A 23,046-nucleotide genomic window follows, 5' to 3' on the forward strand; every position below is an offset into this window, starting at 1 on the left:
CTGCGCCGGTCAGTACCCGCGGTACTGCTGCTGCTGGTTGTAGTACGGGTCCTGGTAGGAACCCTGCGGGGGCCGCGGCGCGGCCGGACGCATGGCCTCGTACCCCGTGCCCGTCGCCATCGGGCGCTGCTGCTGCGGGGCCTGTGGGCCGGGGTACCCCCGCGGGGCGCTCGCCTGCTGCGGGATGTACGGCGTGGGTGCCTGCTGCAGCGGGGCGTGCTGCTGCATGTGCGGATACCCGTAGGCGGGGGCCTGCGGGGACGGAGCCGCCGGGAGGGCGGGCAGTGCCGACGGCAGGGCGGGCAAGCTGCTGCCCGTGTCGTAGGCGGCGGGGACCCGGATGGGGGCGATCTGCGGGGTGCCCCGTTCGGCCACGAGCGAGTCGTAGATCGGGGTGTCCGGGAAGGAGGCGGAGTAGTAGCCGCCACCATAAGTGGAGCGGGGGGAGGTCATGGCACATAAGTTAAGCCCACGATGTGCTGGTTGGGGAGACCGATAAGAGGGTTGTTTTCCGTGTCGGCAGTGGCGCAGGATCCGCAATCCGAGCGAACTCGGCGAAAAGGGACGCCGATCCGCGTTTTGATTGCGCAAAGCCCCAGTTCTTGCCGGGTTACCGTCGGTTGACCGGTGATCTTCCTGTGCGGCTCATGGGGGCGCGCCGTCCCCGCCAATAGGTTGTACGGGTAGGGATGAACCCGACCACCCGGACGACCGGAATCCGACACGCGATGGGGGCGGACATGTCAATGTCGAAGGGATCGAACACGCCGGTGCCGAGCACGGCCCTGCGCGTGGAACTGGGCTGGCGCCCCGGACCCGGCGTGCCCGACGCCGACGCCTCCGCGCTGCTGCTCGCCGCCGGGAAAGTCCGCTCCGACGGGGACTTCGTCTTCTACAACCAGTCCGCCCATCCCTCTGGCGCGGTCAGCCACGAGGGCAAGCGGACGGTCGGCGGACACGTCACCGACATCCTTTTCGTCGACCTCGCGCGCGTGGAGGCCACGATCGAGCGGATCGTCGTCGCCGCCTCCGCGGACGGCGGCACGTTCGGACAGGTCCCGGACCTCTACATCGAGGTGACCGACCCCGCGACCGGTCAGGTGGCCGCCCGTTTCGACAATCCCGGCGCGACCGTGGAAACGGCCTTCGTGCTCGGCGAGTTCTACCGCCGTCAGGGCGGCTGGAAGTTCCGTGCCGTCGGCCAGGGCTACAGCAGCGGACTCGAAGGCCTGGCGACGGACTTCGGCATCACCGTGGACGAACCGCAGCACGCCGCGCCGCCCACGGCGAGCGCCCCGGTGACCGTGCCACCGCCTCCGGCCCCGGCCCCGGTGTCACCGTCTCCGGTCCCGGTGCCGCCGCCCCTGCGGGTGCCACCGCCTCCCGCGGCCCCTCCGGCACCCGTGGCCCAGCCGGTCCGCCTGTCCAAGGTCACCCTCACCAAGGCGGCACCTTCCGTCTCGCTGGCCAAGCAGGGCGGCACCTCCGGAACCATGCGGGTCAACCTCAACTGGCAGGTCCACAAACCGATTCCGCGCTGGGGCGGGCGGCGGGGCGGCGCCCAGGGCGACGTCGACCTCGACCTGTGCGCCCTGTACGAACTCGCCGACGGCCGCAAGGGAGTCGTACAGGCCCTCGGCAACGCCTTCGGCTCGCTGAACCGGCCGCCGTACATCCACCTCGACGGCGACGACCGCACCGGTGCGGTGGCCAGTGGCGAGAACCTCAGCGTCAACCTCGACCACACACAGGACTTCCGGCGCATCCTCGTCTTCGTCACCGTCTACGAAGGCGCCAGCTCCTTCTCCGACCTGCACGCCACCGTCACCCTCCAGCCGCAGCACGGCGCCCCCATCGACTTCTCGCTCGACGAGTGCACCGTGCCCTCCACGGTGTGCGCGCTCGCCCTGATCACCAACACGGGCGGCGACCTCATCGTCCAGCGCGAGGCGCGCTATCTGGTGCCGGAGCGCGGAGTGAGCCCGCAGCGCACCATAGACCGCGCCTACGGCTGGGGCATGAACTGGACGCCCGGCCGCAAGTGACCGGGCTCAGCCCTCGTCGGGCACCGCGCCGGGACGGGCGTAGGTGCGGCCCTTCCAGGCCGCCCCGCGCCCCCGGTAGTGCCGCACCGCCGAGTCGACCGTCATCAGGAGGTACAGAAAAGCGGTGAACGGCAGCAGCGGAGCCGGCCACAGCGGCTGCCGGTAGTAACGCAGCATCGGCACGTACGTCCCCGCCATCACCGCCCATGCGAGCGCCCCGAGGACCGCCGTAGCCCTGCTGCCGGCCGCCGCGCCCACGACGAGCGCGGCGGGCGGCACCACGTACACCAGCGCGAGCCCGGCGACCGTACCGAGGAGCAGCAGGGGGTTGTGCCGCAGCTGGGCGTAGGCGCTGCGCGAGACCATCCGCCACAGGTCGTGCAGCCGCGGGTAGGGCCGCACGCTGTCCACCCGGTCGGCCAGCCCCAGCCACACATGTCCGCCGGCGCCCTTCACCGCGCGCGCGAGCGCCACGTCGTCGATGACCGCGTGCCGGATGGAGTCGGGGATGCGGGCCTTCTCCGCCATACCGGCGCGCAGCAGCACGCAGCCGCCCGCCGCGGCGGCCGTACGCGAACCCTTCCTGCCGATCCGGCGGAAGGGATACAGCTGCGCGAAGAAGTACACGAACGCCGGGACCACGAGCCGCTCCCACAGGCTCTCCACCCGCAGCCGCGCCATCTGCGACACCACGTCGAAGCCTCCGGTGCGGGCCGCCGCCACCAGCTCGCGCAGGCTGTCCGGCGCGTGCGCGATGTCCGCGTCCGTCAGCAGCAGGAACTCCGGGTCACGCACGCGTGCCAGGCCGATGCCGTACCGCACCGCCCACAGCTTGCCCGTCCAGCCCGCCGGCGGCTCCCCGGGCGAGCCCACCGTGAGCGGCAGCCCGCCGTGCCGCCGGGACAGCTCGCGGGCCAGCTCCCCGGTGCCGTCCGTACTGCCGTCGTCCACCAGGAAGACCTCCGCCCGCCCCGGATAGTCCTGCGCCAGCAGCGACGGCAGGCTCGCCGGCAGTACGGCCGCCTCGTCACGCGCCGGTACGACCACACAGACGGACGGCCACTCGTCCGGTTCCCGGCGCGGCGGCAGCCGGACGTCCGTGCGCCAGAAGAAGCCCTGGCCCAGCAGCAGCCAGCACCAGGCGGCAAGTGATACGGCGGTGATCCACTGGATGGCGCTCACGGCCGCAGTCTGCCCCACCGGAGCGGCTCGCAAGAGGGCATCGTCTATCGTGGCCGGGTGAAGATCGCGCTCATGGACTCCGGAATCGGCCTGCTTCCCGCCGCTGCCGCGATACGGCGGCTGCGGCCCGACGCGGATCTCGTACTGTCGTGGGACCCGGACGGAATGCCCTGGGGGCCGCGCACTCCGGAGGACATCACCGAGCGGGCCATCAAGGTGGCCGGGGCCGCCGCTGCCCACGAGCCCGACGTCCTGATCGTCGCGTGCAACACCGCGTCCGTGCACTCCTTGCCGGCGATGCGGGCTCGTTTCGAGCCGGATCTGCCGATCATCGGCACCGTCCCGGCGATCAAGCCCGCTGCCGCGGGCGGCGGGCCTGTCGCCATCTGGGCCACCCCGGCGACCACCGGCAGCGCCTACCAGCGGGGGCTGATCGAGCGGTTCGCCGACGGCGTGGCGGTCACCGAGGTGGCGTGCCCGGGCCTCGCGGACGCCGTGCATCACGTGGACGAGGACGCCGTCGAGGCCGCGATCGCCTCGGCCGCTGCCCGCACCCCGGACGATGTGACCACCGTCGTCCTCGGCTGCACCAACTACGAGCTGGTCGCCGAGCGTATCCGGGCGGCCGTCCAGCAGCCCGGCCGCCAGCCGCTCATCCTGCACGGCTCCGCCGGAGCGGTGGCCGCCCAGGCCCTGCGCAGGATCGGAGCGGAGCCGGATCCGGCCGCCGTCGCCGACACCACTCTCACGGTGCTGCTCAGCGGGCGCGAGGCGACCCTTCCCGACACGGCCCTGGCCTACGAGGAAGGCCGCTTCCTGCGAGCCGTCAGCCCCGTCCGCTGACCGGCGCCGCACCTGGCCGTCCGGTCCGCCGTGCCCCCACCCGGGTCAGTCACCCTGAGCTACGCACTCCCTGCGCTGCGAATCCTGGGTAACCTCATAGACATGAGGGACCACCACCCCCACGCCGACGACACCCCGCTCCCGGACGTCTGGACGGGGCGCGCCACCAACCGGGTCCAGTGGCTCCTGGCGCTGGTGGGCGCGGGCTGCATGGCGCTCGGCATCGAACTGGCCGTGGACTCGGCCTGGAGTTCCGGCACGGCCCCGCTGGTGATGTCCGTCGTGGGCTGCATCGCGGCCGGTCTGCTGGTTCTCTTCGGCACGCTCGCCTTCGTGCACGTCGACCTCAGACTCGACAAGGAGTCCCTCGAGGTGCGCTGCGGCCACATCGGGCTGCCGCGCCGCCGCATCCCGCTCTCCCACGTGGTCGGCGCCGACTTCACCGCACTCGTCACGCCCAGGCACTGGGGCGGCTGGGGTTACCGCTGGCGCCCCGAGAAGGGCACCGCGGTCGTCGTACGCCGCGGCGAGGGCATCGTGCTGCGCCTGTGGGACGGCCACACCTTCACGATCACGGTGGACAACGCGGAGTCGGCGGTACGGGTGATCCAGGACCGGCTGCGGACGACCACACCGGGGTCGGATCGCTGAACCGCAGCGCCCCGGCTCGGTGAGCTGGGAATCGGCGTGCAATCGACGGCGTGCAATCGACGGCCAGTTCGGCGGTAATCGGCGGGCAACGGATGGGGCGGTCGGCACGCAGTCGGTGAGGTTCACGCGGCGCGGCTCGGCCGCGGGAAGAACAGCCGGACCGGCTCGGGTGCTGCTCACAGGGGTGCCTGCTGCGGATCGTCGCCCGCCCACGGCCGTGCCGTCGCCCAGCCGGCCAACAGTCCCGCGCCTGCGGTCACCGTGGTGAAGCTCAGTGCGTTCCCCACGGAGGCCACGGCGGCCAGTGCCGTCAGGGCCGCGCCCGCGGTGAGGGCGACCGGGGTGGAGCGAGGGGTGCGCCACAGCGCGTGCAGCGCCCAGCAGAACACGGCCGCCAGCAGGAACACGCCGACGAAGCCCTGTTCCGCCGCCTGCTGCAGCGGGGCCGAGTGCGGTTTGCCGTCGGGCAGCGGAGTGTGCGCAGTCGTGCCGCTCAGCTCGCCGTACCGGCCGGGGCCGACGCCCAGGCCACTGTCCTGGCCGGCGAGCCGCAGGGCGTCCTGCCACAGCTGGACCCGGTGCGGGGGGAATCGGCCGGCGAGTGCCCCGGCGAGGCCGTCGGGCAACCAGTCCGCGGCGAGTGCCCAGGTCGTCCCCGCCACCAGTGCCGCTGTGACGGCCAGCGCCGCGAGGCCCGCGCCCCTGCGGGGCGTCGAGCCCGCGGCGAGCGAGCACAGCAGGACGACGGCGCCGGCCGCGCACCCGGCCGCCGACCCCAGGGCGACCCCGGTCAGCACGGTGGCGGCGGCCAGCGCCCGCAGCGCCAGCCGCAGTGCCGGCACGGGCGTCGCCCAGGCGGCACAGCAGGCGGCTCCGGCGGCCAGCGCCAGCAGGGCGGCCGTGGCCCCGGCATGCCCGAGCGGGGCGGCGTACCGGGGGCCGGGGGAGAGGCTGGGCAACGCCACGGCGAGTGCGAGCCCGGCCGCCGCGCCGGCGCCGGGCGCGGCCACCGGCAGCAGCGCCCCGGATACCCGGCCCGCGGCATAGCCGGCGGCCACCGCGAGCACCGCGAGCAGCAGGCCCTCGGGGCGCCCGCCGTGGGCCGCCGCGGTGATCAGCGACCATCCGGCGCAGGCTCCGAGCAGGATCATGCCCGCACCGTCAGAAACGTTTCGTCTTGCGTTGTCCGCGTCCGCACCGGCTGCGGACCTCATCCCCGTCGACCCCACCCGTCGCCCCTCGCACCCGTCCCCCGACCTGTGGCAGCCCCAGGCAGCGCGCCGGGTCCGGCCGCACCGCCGAGGCTGGGCACACCGTAACGGCTGATGGCCCGTTTGTGGACGAGTGCGGAGAAACGTCGTGAGGTCCGTGGGGTTCCACCGCCGGCGCCCGCCCGGGCTGCCGGCCGGACGCCGGGGCCGACGCCGCTCGTGTGTGCAGCGCGGCGGCGATGGTGTGCGCGGCGCGGCGGCGATGGTGTGCGCGGCGTGGCGGCGATGGTGTGCGCGGCGTGGTGCCGCGGCCGGGACGCGAATCGCCGTCGGGCCCGAGCGGGCGCCGACCAGCGACGACCGCGGTCGGCCGGAGCGTGCGCCGACCAGCGACAACCGCGGTCGTAGGAGCCGGCTCCGGCGTCCGACCGCGTTGTCGGCGGCCAGGCCGGCCGCCGTACACTCACCCGGGTGACCGTCACCGCAACTTCCGTGGACCAGCCGGATCAGCTCCGGCCGCCTCCCGCGTCCGGCGCGCTCGGTGGCCGGCTGCTGCGCCTGGTCCCGGCCGCCGCCTCCGTGCTCTGCGGAGTGCTGCTCTACATCAGCTTCCCGCCGCGCACCCTGTGGTGGCTGGCGCTGCCCGCCTTCGCCGGTTTCGGCTGGGTGCTGCGCGGCCGTGGCTGGAAGGCGGCCCTCGGGCTCGGCTACCTCTTCGGGCTCGGCTTCCTGCTGCCGCTGCTGGTGTGGACCGGTGTGGAGGTCGGTCCGGGTCCCTGGCTCGCCCTGGTCGCCATCGAGGCGGTCTTCATCGCCCTGACCGGTGTGGGTGTCGCCGCCGTCTCCAGGTTGCCGGCGTGGCCGGTGTGGGCGGCCGCCGTCTGGATCGCGGGCGAAGCGGTACGCGCGCGTGTGCCTTTCCGGGGCTTCCCCTGGGGCAAGATCGCGTTCGGTCAGGCGGACGGTGTCTTCCTGCCGCTCGCCGCGCTGGGCGGCACCCCGGTGCTCGGCTTCGCGGTGGTGCTGTGCGGATTCGGTCTGTACGAGGCCGGGCGCCTGATCGTCGAGGGGCGCCGTGCCCGGGCCGTGCGGCGCGGGGCGGCGGCCGTCGCGTTGCTGAGCGTGGCCGTGCCGGTGGCGGGCGCGGTCGCGGCCCGCGCGCTGGTGAGCGCCAAGGCCGAGGACGGCACCGCGACCGTGGCGGTCGTCCAGGGCAACGTGCCGCGCTCCGGGCTGGAGTTCAGCGCCCAGCGGCGCGCCGTACTCGACCACCACGTGCGCGAGACGCTCAGGCTCGCCGCCGACATCAAGGCGGGCAAGGCCGTGAAGCCCGACTACGTGCTGTGGCCGGAGAACTCCTCCGACATCGACCCCTTCGCCAACCCCGACGCGGCCGCCGTCATCGAGGGCGCCGCCAAGGCGGTCGGCGTGCCCATCTCGGTCGGCGGGGTGGTCGAGAAGGACGGCAAGCTGCTCAACGAGCAGATCCTGTGGGACCCGGTCAAGGGTCCGACCCAGACCTACGACAAGCGGCAGATCCAGCCCTTCGGCGAGTACCTTCCGCTGCGCGGGCTCGTCGGCGCGATCAACAAGGACTGGACCGGCATGGTCCGCCAGGACTTCAGCCGGGGCGGCGAGCCGGGCGTGTTCGACATCGCGGGCGTCAAGGTCGGCCTGGCCACCTGCTACGAGGCCGCGTTCGACTGGGCCGTGCGGGACACGGTCACGCACGGCGCGCAGATGATCTCCGTGCCGAGCAACAACGCCACCTTCGACCGCAGCGAGATGACCTACCAGCAGCTCGCGATGTCCCGGATCCGGGCCGTCGAGCACAGCCGCACCGTCACCGTGCCGGTGACCAGCGGTGTCAGCGCGTTCATCCTGCCGGACGGGAAGATCACCCAGAAGACCGGCATGTTCGTGCCCGCCTACCTTGTCCAGGAGGTGCCGCTGCGCAGCTCCCGGACTCCGGCGACCGAGCTGGGCATCCTGCCGGAGATCGTCCTGGTGCTGGTCGCGGCGGGTGGGATCGGCTGGGCGATCGGCTCCGGTGTGCGCGGCCGGCGCGCCGTTGGCGCGTAGCCGTACGACCGTCGTACACCCGTGAATGCGGCGGGAGCCGCGGACCGGCCCGTTAGGGTCGGGCCATGGCCACTCCCGAATTCATCCGCACGCTCCGGACCTCCATCGACCATCAGCTGCTCTGGCTGCCGGGGATCACCGCGATCGTCTTCGACGACGAGGGCAGAGTGCTCCTTGGCCGGCGGTCCGACACGCGCAAGTGGTCGGTCATCGGCGGCATTCCGGAGCCGGGCGAGCAGCCCGCCGCCTGCGCGGTGCGGGAGGTCTTCGAGGAGACGGCGGTGCACTGCGTCCCCGAGCGGATCGTCCTGGTCCAGGCCCTGGAGCCGGTGACCTACACCAACGGGGACGTCTGCCAGTACATGGACATCACCATCCGCTGCCGGGCGGTGGGCGGGGAGGCCCGGGTCAACGACGACGAGTCGCTTGAGGTGGGCTGGTTCGCGGTGGACGCGCTGCCCGATCTGAACGAGTTCGGTCTCTTCCGGATCAAGCAGGCCATGTCCGAGGCACCCACATGGTTCGACCCTATGACTGCCAGCTGAAGTATGGGTGGTCACCATATGTGGTGAGGGATGGGCTCCGCTTAGGGTCGACACATGACCTCGTCCACCCCCCTGCCCGGTCCCGGACCCCATGTCCAGCCCCTCGCCCTCGACCTCGGCGGCCGCACCGCTGTCGTCACCGGCGCCGCCAGCGGCATCGGCCGCGCCTGCGCGCTGCGGCTCGCCGCCGCCGGGGCCGAGGTGCGCGCCGTCGACCGGGACGCGGCCGGCCTGGCCGAGCTGGCCCAGCAGGCGAAGCTGGGCGGAGACCTCGCGGGCACCGTCGTTCCGCACGTCGTGGACCTCACCGATCTCGACGCCGCCGAACGCGCCGCCGCCGGGGCCGACGTGCTGGTCAACAACGCCGGACTGCAACTGGTGCGCCCCATCGAGGAGTTTCCCCCCGAGGTCTTCCACACCGTCCTGACCGTGATGCTGGAGGCGCCGTTCCGTCTCATCCGCGGAGCCCTCCCGCACATGTACGCGCAGGGCTGGGGCCGGATCGTCAATGTGTCCTCCGTCCATGGTCTGCGCGCCTCCGCCTTCAAGTCCGCCTATGTGGCCGCCAAACACGGCCTGGAAGGCCTTTCCAAAACGGCCGCCCTGGAAGGCGCGCCCCATGGTGTGACCTCCAACTGTGTGAACCCGGCCTATGTGCGCACGCCCCTGGTCGAGAAGCAGATCGCCGACCAGGCGCAGGCGCACGGGATCCCCGAGGCGCGTGTGCTGTCCGAGGTCCTGCTGAAGGACAGCGCGCTCCAGCGGCTCATCGAACCGGAGGAGGTCGCCGAGGCCGTGGCCTACCTGTGCACTCCGCAGGCGTCCTTCGTCACCGGCACCTCGCTGGTGCTCGACGGCGGATGGACGGCCCACTGAGCGGCCCGGCGGTCTCGGGCCCGGGAGTTTTCCACAGGCCTGCCGGGCCGGGCCGTCGATGCGGAATCCTGTGACCATGTCTCGCGATCACGTTCAGTCGGCACCCTCTGGCAGCGCGGAGGCCGAGTACCTCGAGCTGCTGGCCCACCACGCCTCCGTGGAGGCCTACGAGCAGCCGGTGCTGCTCGCCCGCGCCGAGGGCCGGCCCGCCGACCGGATCGCCGCGCTGGAGCAGGCGAGGCTGCTCGCCCTGCGTGTCCGCGCGGAGCTGGAAGGCCGCAGGCGACGCGAGGCGGAGCTGTCCGCCCTGTTCGAGACCGCCCACGATCTCGCGGGGCTGAGGGACCTGGACGCCGTCCTCCAGGCCATCGTGCAGCGCGCCCGCTCCCTGCTCGGCACGGACGTCGCCTACCTGACCCTGAACGATCCGGCGCGCGGCGACACCTACATGCGGGTGACGGAGGGCTCCGTGTCCGCCCGCTTCCAGCAACTGCGCCTCGGCATGGGGGAGGGGCTCGGCGGGCTCGTCGCCCAGACGACGCGGCCGTACGTCACCGACGACTACTTCAAGGACGCCCGCTTCCAGCACACCCTCAGCATCGACGACGGCGTCCGCGACGAGGGCCTGGTCGCCATCCTCGGTGTGCCCCTGATGCTCGGCCCGCACGTCATCGGCGTGCTCTTCGCCGCCGACCGCAGGGCCCGCGTCTTCGAACGCGAGCAGATCGCCCTGCTCGGCTCCTTCGCCGCGCTCGCCGCCGCGGCCATCGACACCGCCAACCTGCTCACCGAGACCCGTGCGGCCCTGGCCGGACTCGAGCGCGCCAACGAGATCATCCGGGACCGCAGTGCCGTCATCGAACGCGCCTCGGACGTCCACGACCGGCTCGCCGAACTCGTCCTGCGCGGCGGCGGGGTCCACGACGTGGCGGCGGCCGTCTCCGAAGTCCTCGACGGCACAGTCGAGTTCGCGGAGGCCGACGCCGTACCGACCGAGGCCCTTGAGGCGTCCCGCGCCGACGGGCACGCCGTACCGCACGGCAGCGACTGGATCGCCGCGGTCACCGCGGGCGGCGAACTCCTCGGCGCCCTCGTCCTGCGCGGACACCCGGCCCTGGACCCCGTCGACCAGCGCACGCTGGAACGCGCCGCCATGGTCACCTCGTTGCTCCTGCTCGCCCGCCGCTCCGCCGCCGAGGCCGAACAGCGGGTACGGGGCGAGCTGCTGGACGACCTCCTGGACACCCGTGACCGGGACCCGCGGCTGCTGCGCGAACGCGCCGCCCGGCTCCACGCCGATCTGGACGCCACGCATGCCGTCCTCGCCGCCCGCCTGGACGGCCCGGCGGCCGACGCGGACGAGGAGGCAGCGGCCCGCCGCCGTCTGTGGTCCGCCGCGTCCCACCTCGCCGCCACCCGGCACGGCCTGGCCGCCGCCCGCGACGGGGGTACCGTCCTGCTGCTGCCGCTCGGCACCGGCGACACCGCCACGGACGTGGCCCGCCGCACCGCCCGCCAGCTGGGCACGGCCGTCCATCAACCGGTCACGGTCGGCGCCTCCGCCCCCGTCACCGATCTCGCCGCGCACCCGGAGAAGGTGGCCGCGGCCTACGCCGAGGGCCGCCGCTGCCTGGACGCGCTGCACCTGTTGGGCCGGGCCGGAGACGGCGCCGCGGCCGAGGACTTCGGTTTTCTCGGCCTGCTCCTCGCGGGCGAACGGGACGTCACCGGCTTCGTCGACCGCACCATCGGCCCGGTCGCCTCCTATGACGAACGGCGCGGCACGGAGCTGCTGCGCACCATGGACGCGTACTTCGCCTGCGGGATGAGCCCGGCCCGTACCAAGGACGCGCTTCATGTGCACGTGAACACGGTCGCCCAACGGCTGGAGCGCGTGGGCCGGCTGCTCGGTGAGGACTGGCAGACCCCCGCCCGCACCCTGGAGATCCAACTCGCCCTGCGGCTCCACCGGTTGGCGGTACCGGGCAGACGGTGACACCTCCCGGCGGGTGATCCCCTGTCAGGCGCCGGCCGCCGTACGGGCGGTGGTCCCTTGCAGACCCCGACCCCCGTACGGACGTGCCGTACGGGGACCTGGCGGGTGCGCGCCGCAGAGGCCGCGTCGCTCAGACCGTCCGTGCCTCGGCGGCCGGGCTCGCGTCGGAGGGTTCGCCCTCCTCGCCCTCGACCCGGGCGAGGTCCCGGTGCCGCGTCTCCCGCGCCAGGCCCACCGCGATCAGGGTCAGCACCGCGGCGGCGATCACGTACAGGGCGATCGGGGTGGAACTGCCGTAGTCGGCGAGCAGCGCGGTCGCGATGAGCGGGGCGGGCGCACCGGCCGCCACGGAGGCGAACTGCGCACCGATGGAAGCGCCCGAATAGCGCATCCGCGTCGCGAACATCTCGGCGAAGAACGCTGCCTGGGGCGCGTACATGGCGCCGTGCAGCACGAGCCCGACGGTCACGGCCAGCACCAGGGAGCCGAACGACCCGGTGTCCACGAGCGAGAAGAACGGGAACATCCACAGGCCGACCCCGGCCGCGCCGAACAGGTAGACCGGCCGCCGCCCGACCCGGTCGGACAGCGCGCCCCAGGCCGGGATGACCGCGAAGTGCACGGCGGAGCCGATGAGGACCGCGTTGAGCGCGGTCTGCTTGGAGACGCCCGCCGAGGTGGTGGCGTAGACGAGGATGAAGGCGGTGATGACGTAGTAGCTGATGTTCTCCGCCATACGGGCGCCCATCGCCACGAGCACGTCCCGCCAGTGGTGCCGGAGCACGGAGACGAGCGGCAGCTTCTCCCGCTCACCGGTCCGGCGGGACTCGGCGCGCTCCAGGGCCTCCTTGAACACCGGCGATTCGTCGACGGAGAGCCGAATCCACAGACCGACGAGCACGAGCACCCCGGAGAGCAGGAACGGAACCCGCCAGCCCCAGGTGCCGAAGGCGTCGTCGGACAGTACGGCGGTGAGCAGCGAGAGCACCCCGGTCGCGAGCAGTTGCCCCGCCGGTGCCCCGGTCTGCGGCCACGAGGCCCAGAAGCCGCGCCGTCGCGCGTCCCCGTGCTCCGACACCAGCAGGACGGCACCGCCCCACTCGCCACCGAGGGCGAACCCCTGGACCAGCCGCAGCGTGGTGAGCAGCACGGGCGCGGCGGTGCCGACCGTCGCGTGCGTGGGCAGCAGTCCGATGGCGAAGGTGGCCCCGCCCATCAGCACCAGGCTGAGCACCAGCAGCTTCTTCCGCCCCAGCCGGTCACCGTAGTGCCCGAACACCAGCGCCCCCAACGGGCGGGCCGCGAACCCGACGGCGTACGTGAGGAAGGACAGCAGCGTCCCGACGAGCGGGTCCGAGTCCGGAAAGAACACCTTGTTGAACACGAGAGCGGCGGCGGAGCCGTAGAGGAAGAAGTCGTACCACTCGATGGTGGTGCCGATGAGGCTGGCGGCGACGATTCTGGGGAGGCTGGCGGGGGGTGGGGGAGCGGTGGTTCCGGAGGCCATGTGCGCCACTTCCTCGTGTGCGGTGGGGACGGGTACGTGTCGGCACACGGTAGGAAGCCGCACGTCAGGGGCACATGTGGTGGGGCACCATAGTTCGGGGGTTGGCTATGCGTGCGGCTACCATGCCAGCTCACAGAAGGGTGGTTCAGGGGCTCGAAGGTGGTCGCAAGGGTCTGCTGCAGGTTCGGGTGACAGGTTCGATCACGCGCCCTGGCGGGCCCGTGTGGTCATGACGGTCTCGAATTCGACGGGGGTCAGCCGGCCGAGTGCGGCTTGCCTGCGGCGCCGGTGGTGGGTTTTCTCGATCCAGGACACGATCGCGATCCGCAGTTCGTCACGGATGGCCCAGGTCCGGCGGTCGAGGACGTTCTTCTGCAGCAGGTTGAAGAAGGACTCCATGGCCGCGTTGTCGCCGGCTGCCCCGACTCTCCCTATCGATCCGGTCATCCGGTGGTGGTCGAGGGCTCAGACGAAGTTCCGGGACCGGAACCGTGATCCGCGATCGCTGTGCAGGATGCATCCGTCGACGTGTTCTCGCCGGGCCACGGCGTTGTCCAGGGCGGCTAAGGCGAGGCGGGACTTCATCCGCGCATCGATGGAGTAGCCCACGATCCTGTTGCTGAAGACATCCTTGATCGCGCAGAGGTACAGCTTGCCTTGTCCGGTGGCGTGTTCGGTGATGTCGGCGAGCCACAGCCGGTTCGGGCCGGGCGCGGTGAAGTTGCGGCTCACGAGATCGTCGAGCACCGGCGGGTTGGCCTTCTTGCCCCGGCCACGCCTCTTCCCGAAGACACTCCACCAGCGGTTGTCCCGGCAGATCCGCCACGCGGTGCGCTCGGCCATGTCAAGCCCCAAGCCAGCAATTCATGCACCTTTATGCAACCGACGCGCAACGTGAAGCCGTGCATGCTGGTTGAATCACCAAGGAGACCCAGGATTGCCCGTGTCGATTTCTTCACCGTCTGCTCACATGAGGCGGGATCGAGCGTCACCTCGCACGCTCGATCCCGATGCAGCTGAGCTCATCCCCCGTCGTCCGGATCGACGGCGAAGACCAGGCGGCTCACCGACCTCTCGCCGAAGTCCACCGTGACCCGGTAGAACCCTGGCGCGGGAAAGACGAGCCGGGCCAGCAGCCCCTCACCGTCGGGCAGCGGCCGGCCCAGGGCCGCGACCTCGGCGCCGGCCGAGGAAGGGCCGGTCACCCCGTCGCAGCGCACTCGGGCGTCCCGCGCCTGGGCGCCGCGGACGAGGATCTCGTAGGGCCGCCCTGCCTCCGCCACCTCGGGCAGGGACAGGGAGGTGCCCTCCGCCGACGGCAGCCCGATGCCACCGTCGTCGGGTGAGTACCGTGCCAGGCGTCCTTCCCGGGAGTCCTGCGCGTCCTCCCCCCTCGTCAGGCGCGGCGGCTCCGGACCCGGTTGGGCGGACAACAACACGCCCGCTACGAACGACATGACCGACTCCTCGATCACGAGTGAGCCGCCCCGGACCGGGACGAAGAGATCGTCGTGCCTCGGCGCGTTGGCCGACACGGTGGGGACCGTGCCGTCTCCGCCGGCGTCCCAGCGCAGCAGTGACCCGCGCTCGTTCCGCAGTGGTGATCCGTCGGTGGTCAGACGTGGCGTGGTGTGCCGCAGGCGGACGGCGCCGTCGGTGAGGTCGACGCTCTGCACGGTGCGTTCTCCCACGCCCACGACAGCGCCGACGCGCTGCGGCAGTGATGCCCCTTGGATGCTCGGCCGCCTGCTCATGGCTTCCCGGGCGAGGGCGGTGTCGCCGCCCAGCCGCGCCACGTCGTCGAGTTGCAGGCGCCGTACGCGGCCACGCTCCTCGATGCACCGGTAGTCGGGAAGCAGGTCGTAGAACCCGGGCCAGGTGCGCAGGAGTTCCCGCATGCGGCGGGTGGGCCGGGGCCATGGTCGGGACGTGGCCTGCGAATCCAGCATGCCCACCGTCTGGGGAATGCCCCGGAAGGGTGTGCCGAGGCAGACGATGGCCCTGGTGTTCTCAGCGAGCCAGGTGTCCTGGCCCAGCGCCCCGCAGGCGACCAGCCCGCCCATGGAATGCGCGATCACCACCAGCCGTGGCGGCGCCCCGCCGTTCCTGTCCTCACGCTGCCGGGACACCGCGGGGTGGGCGCGCCAGCGCTCCAGATGCCATGCGGCTGCCTGGGCCAGGAGACGGGCGTTGTGGGTCACCGCCAGTCGCCAGTCGTAGGGGAACTCCAGCACGGCGTCGGGGTGTGCGACGTAGGAGCGGACGCACCGGCGCAGGGGTTCGTACGATTCGAGTCCGCCCAGCATGGGAGCCCAGGAAGGGGTGCGCAGGAGGGAGACGGGGTGAATCCGCCGCTGGTCTCCCCGAAGCTCGTCCTCCGTCAGTTGCAGGTCACGGACGTCGCCCCGCAGCCAGGCGCGCGCGAGGTCCTCGGCGGTCTCGTGACCCCACAGTCGGTCGCCGCTGTGGGTGTCGACCAGAGCGCTGCCCATGAATCCGGGTACGAGGACGACCGCGTCCTGGGGCGCCAGGTCTTCGCCGACCCATGTGCCGCGGCGGCCGGAGCCGGTCCGCGTGAACTCGGGTTGGTCGACCTCGTACTGGTAGGTGTTGACCAACGCGTGGCTCCAGGAGAGCTGGTGCTCGGATCCGCTGTCGATGTACGACCCGACCATGGTGCCCCGGGCGATGTGGTTGTTGTGGACGATCAGATCGGCGGCGTCGGACCCGCCTGCCACGGCGGCCTCTGCGGAGTTCCGTGTCTCCCGCGCGGCGCGTGTCGTTCTCTCCAGATCGCGCACCTCCTCCGCGCTGAGCGACCTGCGCAGGACCTGCCCGGTGGCACCCGTCACATCGACGCCGAGCTGACGCGCCGACTCCGACACCAGATCGGGCACCTGGTCGCCCACCTCGGCGGCCAGTTCGCGCACCAGCGCCGGGTGCCGGGAGCGTTCGCGTGTGCCGAGGCGTGCGACACGCTCCAGGACCTCGGCGCGCAGCCGTCCCGCCTCGGCCGTGTCGATGCTGTCGTCCCGTCGGTGCAGGCGCAGTGCGGCCACGGCGACGGTGAGTAGCGACGCCTCTCCGAGTGCGGCGGCTTCGGCGGCGGCGCGCGCCTGACCGAGCAGGGAGCGTGCGGCGCCGAAGCGTCCGAGGTCCTCCTCGATGCGGGCCCCGCGCACCGCGATGTCGACGAAACCGCGGGGGTCACCGGCCCGTGAGGCGAGTTCGAGGACCGGCTCGACGAGGGCCCGCGCCTCGCTCATCCGGCCCAGCGCGGCGAGCGCCCGGATTCTCAGGGCGCCCAGCCGCTCGTCCTCGCTGACCTGCTCCGCGCGTTCGTCGAGCAGGTCCAGCGCGGCGTCGGCCCGGCCCTCGGTCAACTGCCTGGTGCAGACACGCAGCGCCTGGCGTGCCCATGTTTCGTCGTCGGCCTGACGCAACAGTTCAGGGCGGACGGTGAGGCCCAGCCGTTCGGAGAGGTACACCTGGCTGCGGGCGGGCAGTTCCTCCAGGGCGGAGTCGAGCAGCGGACCGGCCTCCCACAGCCAGCGGCGGTCGAGCGTCTTGGCTCCTTGCCCCAGGCACATCCGGTGGTACAGCTCCTCCGCCCGGTGCTCGGCGGCGTTGGCGGGATCGGTCGCGGCCAGCCTCCGGTAGTAGTCGACGGCTCTGCGGTGGATCCGGTCGACCACCTCGCCCGCGTCGCTGCGGAGCATCGGCAGCATGACGCGGCGTACGTCGGCCCGGTGGACGACGGCTTCCTGCCCCGGCACGTCCGCCACCAGCGCAGCCTCGTCGCGGAGCCGGTGGAACAGGACTCGAGCCCGCCGTCCGCTGACGTGTCCCAGGCCGCATGGCGCGGCGAGCACCTTGTGGATGACGTCGGGTGTCACCCGGCGGACGGTGAGTCCCGGACTGGCGATGCGGCGCAGGTCCTGGTCCTCCAGGTGGTCGAGGATGCGCCGGTAGAGCACGCCCTGGACCTCCTCCGGCTGGAGGCGCAGCTGGACCTGGCGGCGCAGCGCCGGGTCGCTCAGGGCCTGCTCCCCCTCCCTGCGGAAGAGTTCGGCGGCCAGCTTCAGACTGAGCGGGTCCGATCCCGCGGTCCGGGTGATGGCGTCCAGGGCGGTCTCGTACTCGGCGCCGGAGCCGGGCAGCAGTCGGCGCAGGAAGGACCGGGCGGTGGCCGGATCGAACCCTTCCAGCGGCAGTTCCGCGAACCGCCGGTCCGCCACCGGTGCCCGCCCGGCGGCGACGATCCGCAGCCACGGGCACACGTCCTGCAGGACTTCGAGGAAGTCCAGGAGACGGGCGAGGGCGAGCGGGCCCTTGCGCTGAGCCTGCTCGAAGGTGTCGAGGAACAGCAGGACGGGCCGGTTCGTGTTCCCCAACGCCGCCGCCACCAGATGGGAGAACAGCATGGCGAGACTGGTTTCATCGTGGGCGCGTCCCGTCCTCGATCCTCGGCTGCCCTGCTGCTCGCTTTCGGCCCGGTTGTCCGCGTCGAGGGTGGTGCGGACGGCCCGCTCCAGTTCGCTTGTGGCTGGTACGTCGAGTTCGGGTACGAGCACCCGCAGCTGGCACAGGGCCTCGCCGAGTAGGGTGAGTGGCTGCTCCGGCGGCAGGTCCGTGCGGTCGAAGGACAGGTGGACGAAGGGGAGTCCCTGTGCGGCCGGGGTCCTGCCGATGCGGTCGAGGGCGTACCGGGCCACCAGGGTGGATTTCCCGACGCCTCCGGGACCGTGGATCAGCAGCCAGTCGCGTCGGCCGGTGCCGGGCGGGCCGTCCGCGGGCGCCGGCCCGGCGCCCGGTGCCTCGGTGCCGACGTACCTGGCCAGCACGGCCAGTTCCCGCTCGCGCCCGCAGAAGCTCGCGTCGGCGAGTGCCTCCAGCGGCTGCAGCAACCGGGCCCGTTCGATGTGCAGCTCGACGTCGTCCGGCCGGGGCAGGTCCAGGGCGCGCTCGGCAAGGGCCCTGCGGGCTCCGGTCGCGTCGTCGAACCACCGGACGAGGGTGAGGATGGCGTGCAGTTCGTCTCGGGTCCGATCCCCGAGGGGAGGCGCGGTGCCGGTCAGTACCTGCTCCGCGCAGTCGCGGGCGGTGTCGTGCCCGGCCGGGATTCCCGAACGCAGCGCCGACAGCAGCTCGTCCGGGGTGCGCAACCGCTCCAGCGTGGCGGTGCGCACGGACGGTACGAGGCGCCAGCGCCGGCCCTGGCGGGTGTTCACCCGGTCGCAGTCGTGGGTGAGGAACTCCCGCAGGGCAGCGGCCTCGGAGTCGCCGTCGCCGACCCGGCCCTCCAGTTCGGCCGCGTCGAAGGCGCCGAGCAGGGCGGTTCTGGCCCGCAGCTCCCACCGCTGGGGGGAGATGTCGCGGGCCTCCGGCTGGGTCGCCGCGAGCCCGGTGTCGCGCAGCAGGTTCAGGACGTCGTGCGAGGTCAGCTCGCGCGACGGAGAGGATTCAGGCACCGGCTCCCCCGTGCGTCTGATAGAGCTGCCGGCCGCGCAGGGCTGCAACGGCGGAGACCTTCTCCAGGGGCAGGGGCGCGTCGCGGTCGACGTCGCCGCCGACCGCTTCGCGCAGCACGTCCGTGACGAGCACGTCGGCGGCATCCGGGGTCATGCGCGCTCCGGCGCTCACGGCGATGGCGCAGAAGAACTCGTGCAGGTCCGGCACATGGATCGGGCCGAGGCGGGTGCGCCACACATAGGGATCGACCGACGGCCGCAGCTGTCCGGCGTAGGCGATGAGGACGATGCTCAGCCGGCCCCCGGTCTCGCCCCCCGCCACGGCCTCGGCGAGGCTCTCCACCAGGCGCAGGGCCTGCGGGGTCAGCGCCGTCCTGACCAGGCCGTCGAAGACCAGCCAGAGGTCCTGCCGCGCGGCCCGCACCCACTGCTTGGCGCGGTTCACCACCCGTCTGACCCGGGCGTCCTCCGAGGCGAAGGGGTCGTCCTGACCCAGCTCCCAGCCCAGTTGGTCCTCGAGTTCGGCCACGATGTCGCTGACCTCGACGGGTTGCGCGTAGGCCGTCAGGTCGATCTTGTACGGGGTGACCCCGTGCCGGCGGAGGACGTGGCAGAGCAGGTACCAGGTCCAGGTCTTGCCGGACCGCCGGTCGCCGTCGACGATCAGCACGCGGCCCTCCCGCACGTCGAGCATCTCCCGCAGCTTGCCGCGCAGTTCGCGTCGGTTGATGAAGGCTCGCGGCAGTCCGGCGCCGAGCAGGAGGGCGGCGCACGGGTCGGAGGTGCCGACGGGGTCCTCCTGGGTGAGGAGGAGCTTGAAGATGTCGTAGGCGGCGCTGTTCTCGTCATCCGAGACGACCTGGGTCAGCTTTCTCAGCCGGCTTTCGGAGGCGGCGTGTTCGAGCACGCGCGGCCATACGTCGGCCAGGGGGCCCTTCCAGTCGATGCCCACCGGGCTCAGACCGGCGGTCTTCACCAGGCGCCGGACGTCGTCCTCGTGCTCGTAGGCCTTGAGTAGCGCGTCCAGCAGCTCGCGGGCCTGGGGGTCGTCGAGGGTGAAGACCGTGCGGTCGAGCAGATGTACCACGGTCTCACCTCAGCCCCACGTTCGCCATGCCCGCAACGACCCGCTCGATCCTGATGCCCTCGTTGCGGTACTCCACCTGCTCACTCAACCGGCCCGACCAGGTGTAACGGCGGTGTAGTGCGACGAGTCGCCATCGCTCGTCGAAAACGGGCGAGCCCGACGAACCCTTGTCGGTGTCGGTCCAGTACTGCACGACCTGGTCGTCGACGTGGCGGACGACATTGTGCCGTGCGGCGAGCTTCTTCACGCCGCCGTTGGGGTGCTGGATGATGCATACCCGGTCCCCCACCTCCACGGTCGCCCGTTCGTCGAGAGGCACGATGACCGCCTCCTCGGGCATGGGCTCGGCCACTGCGATCACGGCCCAGTCGTCCGTGGCGTCACCGGTGACGGTGGCCGGATCGCAGGCCACCGTCACGTGGTGCAGATCGCGCCCGTCCAGATCCTGTTCGTATCCGAACCACGCCTCGACGCGGGCCATGGGTCTGCCGTCGGGCGTGTGCAGTACGTGATGGTTGGTCAGCAGCAGGTCGTGACTCACCCGGAAGGCGGTGCCGTGGTAGCGGTTCCCCTGCGGGTCCGTGACCCGCAACTGGCAGACTCCTGTGGCCTGTTCCGTACCTCTTCGGAGGAAGGCCACGTCCTGGAAGGTGGCGGTGCCGAAGATCTGCCGTTCCCGGGTGTCCGGGGCGGTGAAGTGCTTCCACGCGCCCGGCGGGGGCTGGGGTTGCGGAGCCTCGACGACCGGGTGTTCCGCGACGAGTTCGCGGACGCGCTGCGCCACGGCGGCATCCGGTCCTTCGTCGATCTGGGCGAGCAGCGATCTCAGCTTGTTCTGGTTGCGTGCGGCGGTGATGAGGTCGAACCAGACCGCGCTGCTCGTCTGCTGCCATTTCACGTATTGGGTCGCGATCCCCGCCTGCCGGGCCATGGCCTTCGCCTCGGCCGGTTCGTCGTAGGAGGAGGAGAGCAGGTCGCGTAGTTCGCGAGCACCGGGCGCGCTCCAGTCGAAGGGAAGGCTGTCCAGGAAATGCGTCATCGGTTTCACCTTGTCGGGCCATGCCGTGCGGCAGGGTCACCTCTGCGGTTGGAAGGACCAGTAGGACCCGTCCGCGTGCGGCACGGACACCAGCCCGAAGCGCTCGGACGGCGGACGGACCTGCCCCAGCAGCCCGTACACGTCGGCGAGGACGGACCGGTGGTCGCCCATGTACGAGTGGCCCATCAACCCGGTGTCGAGGGCGGTGGCATCGACGGTGTCCAGTCCGGCGGCCACCACGATCCCGGGCCCGGCCTGACCGGCCCGCGGGGCGGCAGCCAGCGCCCGGGAGGCGGCGAGCGCCCGGTCGGTGGACGAGGCGTACAGGGTACAGCCGCCCGCCTGGCGGACGATCCGGGGCAGCCGCTGCCGGAACACCTCGGCGTCGACGTCGGGAGCGGCGAAGATCACCTGGCCGAGCCGTCCTGAGCCCTGCGGGAGGCTCCTGGTGTCGAGATCGGCGAGTGCCTCGATGAGCACCCTGTTGCCCATGCTGTGCGCGATGATGTGCAGTTCGTCGACGCCCGTCGCGGTCAGCACATGGCGCAGGAACCGCTGGAAGTGCGGAACTGATCTGCTGACGGAGTTCTCGTCCGCGACATAGCCGCCCACGCTGCCCTTCGACGGCCAGCTGTACAGCAGGGGTACGCCGGTGAAGTTGAGGTCGTAGGCGATCTGGGCCGCGCGGATCGCGGCCTCGGGGAAGGTCACGTTGTAACCGTGGACGAACAGCAGTGCGTGCCGGGGCTCGCACTCGGCGAACCGCCTACCAGCCAGCTGCGCGAAGTCCTGCGCGGTCGAGGTCGTCACGGAGCCGAGTGTCGCCACCTTGGCGGGGTCGGACCGGAAGCACAGCCGCCATGGGCGGGGTTTCTCCGCTGCGCCCATGCGGTGGTCGTCGGGAATCGCGACGCGCAGTTCTCCGAAGGTCAAAGGGCCGCTGTCGGTGCCGAAGCGGACCTCGTCCGGCACGGTCGCCTCGGGCGCCCGGTCCGTGGCGTACAGGACGGGAACGAGAAGGGAACGCTGCCAGGGGATCCAGTGCGGCGGCGCGGGCGCCGGGCCGAACCGTTCCCGGCCTTCGGCCAGGTCTTTGAACTCCGTGGCCAGCAGGGCACCGAGCGGCTCACGGGCTTCGAAGGCCGCGGACACCTCGCGTGCCGCCGCGTCGATCGCCTCGTTCGCCTCCGGGGTGTCCCGTGCGGTGTCCAGCGCACGCAGCGCCACGAGAACACGCGCTTCCAGGCGCTCGAGTTCCGCCTCGCCCATTAATTCGGCTGCTTTGGGCCATACCTGTGCGACCGCGGGCACGAGCGGTCCCCAGTCCTCCACTTGTCCCCCCACAGGACTTCGACGTGCTGCGTGGGACACCATGGCCCCCGCCAGCGCATCATAGGGCGTGCGAGGGCACGCCGGAGTCCGGTGCGCAAGGGCCGGGGGCGCTGCCGGCGCACGACCCGCGCGGGCCACGGCAGGGGGTGTATGCCCGTGGCCGCCGACGGGGCGCGTGTGCGCCCCCTTGTGCGCCTGTCGTGCCCACGTGCTCCAACCGCGCACCACGCGCACCCGCCACCGCGGACAAAGTGGGGCACCATGGCAGAGCGTGACTGCCTCGGGGGGATGGCCATGGGAAACGCGACGACGGGCGGACCACTGCGTCCGGAGATCGGCGGCTGGGTGATCGAGCGCGAGCTCGGCCGGGGCGGCATGGGCGTCGTCCACGCCGTGGTGCACAGCGGGGACGGGCGCCGCCGGGCGCTGAAGCTCATTCGGCCGGACATGACCGCGGGTCTGCCGGAGCCGGCCGACGAGTGGATCGTGCAGTTCGAGCGCGAGATCGCCGTGCACCAGGGGGTGCGGCATCCGCATGTGGTGCGGGTGGAGGAGGTGGGCAACGAGGCCGGAGTTCCCTACCTGGTCATGGAGTTGTGCGAGGACGGCTCGCTGTGGGACCGCGTCAGGGCGGCCGGCCCGCTGCCCGTCGCGGAGGCCGTACCGCTCTTCCTCGACGTGCTGGGGGCGGTGCATCACATCCACACCGCGCGGGGAACGGTGCATCGGGACATCAAGCCGCACAACATCCTGCTGAGCCGGGGACCGGACGGCGCCTTCGTCGCCAAGCTGTCCGACTTCGGGCTGGCCAAGGCGTTCGAGACGGCCGGGCTCAGCGGACTGACCCGCTCAGGGGTGTGCGCGGGCACCATCCAGTTCATGCCGATGGAGCAGGTGGTCCGGTACAAGTACGCCAAGCCTCCGGTTGACGTGTGGGCGTGTGCGGCCTCTCTGTACTTTGTGCTCAGCGGGCGTACCCCACGGGACTCGGACGGCCCCACCCCGCGGAGCAGGGCCGTCCCGGTGCGTGAGCGCGATGCCCGGATCCCGGAACGGCTCGCCCAGGTCCTGGACCAGGCGCTCGACGAGCGCTGCGACGACGCTCCGCGCACGGCCGAGGGGCTCGGCGAGGCGCTGCGGGCAGCCGTGTGAGGCCGCCCCGAGGGCGGCGCGAACGAC

Annotated in this window: 16 protein-coding genes and 1 pseudogene; 8 read left to right on the top strand and 9 right to left on the bottom strand. The window is 72.1% G+C overall.

The features are described 5' to 3' along the window. Positions 1-9: 9 nt before the first annotated feature. On the bottom strand, positions 10-453 hold the full coding sequence (locus AC07C1_RS01060; RefSeq protein ID WP_478936059.1) for a DUF6643 family protein: 444 nt from the start codon (positions 451-453) through the stop codon (positions 10-12). A gap of 293 nt (positions 454-746) precedes the next feature. Here AC07C1_RS01060 and AC07C1_RS01065 point away from each other — a divergent pair, with 293 nt between their 5' ends. After that, positions 747-2,045 (top strand): TerD family protein, encoded by a 1,299-nt coding sequence (locus tag AC07C1_RS01065; RefSeq protein ID WP_478936060.1) that lies wholly within the window; start codon positions 747-749, stop codon positions 2,043-2,045. Positions 2,046-2,051: 6 nt separating this feature from the next. Here AC07C1_RS01065 and AC07C1_RS01070 read toward each other — a convergent pair whose 3' ends face one another. Continuing rightward, positions 2,052-3,245: a glycosyltransferase gene (locus AC07C1_RS01070; protein WP_478936562.1), complete on the bottom strand. Its 1,194-nt coding sequence runs from the start codon at positions 3,243-3,245 to the stop codon at positions 2,052-2,054. A 39-nt stretch (positions 3,246-3,284) separates the two neighbouring features. On the opposite strand from AC07C1_RS01070, the gene AC07C1_RS01075 reads away from it, so the two are divergent. Beyond that, on the top strand, positions 3,285-4,070 hold the full coding sequence (locus tag AC07C1_RS01075) for a glutamate racemase (RefSeq protein ID WP_478936061.1): 786 nt from the start codon (positions 3,285-3,287) through the stop codon (positions 4,068-4,070). Positions 4,071-4,172: 102 nt separating this feature from the next. Then, positions 4,173-4,721, top strand: coding sequence for a hypothetical protein (locus AC07C1_RS01080; RefSeq protein WP_478936062.1), 549 nt, complete (start codon positions 4,173-4,175; stop codon positions 4,719-4,721). Between the two features lie 176 nt (positions 4,722-4,897). On the opposite strand, the gene AC07C1_RS01085 is transcribed toward AC07C1_RS01080, so the two are convergent. Further along, on the bottom strand, positions 4,898-5,872 hold the full coding sequence (locus AC07C1_RS01085; protein WP_478936063.1) for an O-antigen ligase family protein: 975 nt from the start codon (positions 5,870-5,872) through the stop codon (positions 4,898-4,900). A gap of 531 nt (positions 5,873-6,403) precedes the next feature. On the opposite strand from AC07C1_RS01085, the gene lnt reads away from it, so the two are divergent. The 4 genes from lnt to AC07C1_RS01105 all read left to right on the top strand — a co-directional run bounded on the left by lnt (position 6,404) and on the right by AC07C1_RS01105 (position 11,431). After that, positions 6,404-8,014 (top strand): apolipoprotein N-acyltransferase, encoded by a 1,611-nt coding sequence (lnt, locus tag AC07C1_RS01090; RefSeq protein WP_478936064.1) that lies wholly within the window; start codon positions 6,404-6,406, stop codon positions 8,012-8,014. Positions 8,015-8,079: 65 nt separating this feature from the next. Further along, on the top strand, positions 8,080-8,559 hold the full coding sequence (locus tag AC07C1_RS01095) for an NUDIX hydrolase (RefSeq protein WP_478936065.1): 480 nt from the start codon (positions 8,080-8,082) through the stop codon (positions 8,557-8,559). A gap of 54 nt (positions 8,560-8,613) precedes the next feature. Next, a complete protein-coding gene (locus AC07C1_RS01100; protein WP_478936067.1) occupies positions 8,614-9,435 on the top strand; it encodes a 3-hydroxybutyrate dehydrogenase in 822 nt (273 codons plus the stop codon). A 76-nt stretch (positions 9,436-9,511) separates the two neighbouring features. Continuing rightward, complete coding sequence (locus AC07C1_RS01105) at positions 9,512-11,431, top strand: helix-turn-helix domain-containing protein (protein WP_478936068.1); 1,920 nt, start codon at positions 9,512-9,514, stop codon at positions 11,429-11,431. Between the two features lie 130 nt (positions 11,432-11,561). Here AC07C1_RS01105 and AC07C1_RS01110 read toward each other — a convergent pair whose 3' ends face one another. The 6 genes and pseudogenes from AC07C1_RS01110 to AC07C1_RS01135 all read right to left on the bottom strand — a co-directional run bounded on the left by AC07C1_RS01110 (position 11,562) and on the right by AC07C1_RS01135 (position 21,804). Next, positions 11,562-12,938, bottom strand: coding sequence for an MFS transporter (locus AC07C1_RS01110; RefSeq protein WP_478936069.1), 1,377 nt, complete (start codon positions 12,936-12,938; stop codon positions 11,562-11,564). 201 nt (positions 12,939-13,139) lie between these two features. Then, a pseudogene (locus AC07C1_RS01115) lies at positions 13,140-13,790 on the bottom strand (IS3 family transposase); the annotation flags it as partial. Between the two features lie 170 nt (positions 13,791-13,960). Further along, positions 13,961-18,409 (bottom strand): AAA family ATPase, encoded by a 4,449-nt coding sequence (locus tag AC07C1_RS01120; protein WP_478936070.1) that lies wholly within the window; start codon positions 18,407-18,409, stop codon positions 13,961-13,963. Next, positions 18,402-19,496 carry an effector-associated domain EAD1-containing protein gene (locus tag AC07C1_RS01125; RefSeq protein WP_478936071.1) on the bottom strand — a complete coding sequence of 365 codons (1,095 nt, stop codon included), beginning with the start codon at positions 19,494-19,496 and terminating at the stop codon, positions 18,402-18,404. The genes AC07C1_RS01120 and AC07C1_RS01125 overlap by 8 nt, the downstream gene beginning before the upstream one ends. A 4-nt stretch (positions 19,497-19,500) precedes the next feature. Continuing rightward, positions 19,501-20,535: a trypsin-like peptidase domain-containing protein gene (locus tag AC07C1_RS01130; protein ID WP_478936073.1), complete on the bottom strand. Its 1,035-nt coding sequence runs from the start codon at positions 20,533-20,535 to the stop codon at positions 19,501-19,503. A gap of 36 nt (positions 20,536-20,571) precedes the next feature. After that, entirely contained in the window at positions 20,572-21,804 is a 1,233-nt protein-coding gene (locus tag AC07C1_RS01135) for an alpha/beta hydrolase (RefSeq protein ID WP_478936074.1), read from the bottom strand. A gap of 324 nt (positions 21,805-22,128) precedes the next feature. Here AC07C1_RS01135 and AC07C1_RS01140 point away from each other — a divergent pair, with 324 nt between their 5' ends. Next, a complete protein-coding gene (locus AC07C1_RS01140) occupies positions 22,129-23,019 on the top strand; it encodes a serine/threonine-protein kinase (RefSeq protein WP_478936075.1) in 891 nt (296 codons plus the stop codon). Positions 23,020-23,046 lie beyond the last annotated feature (27 nt).

Source organism: Streptomyces sp. NPDC045022, from assembly GCF_056432605.1.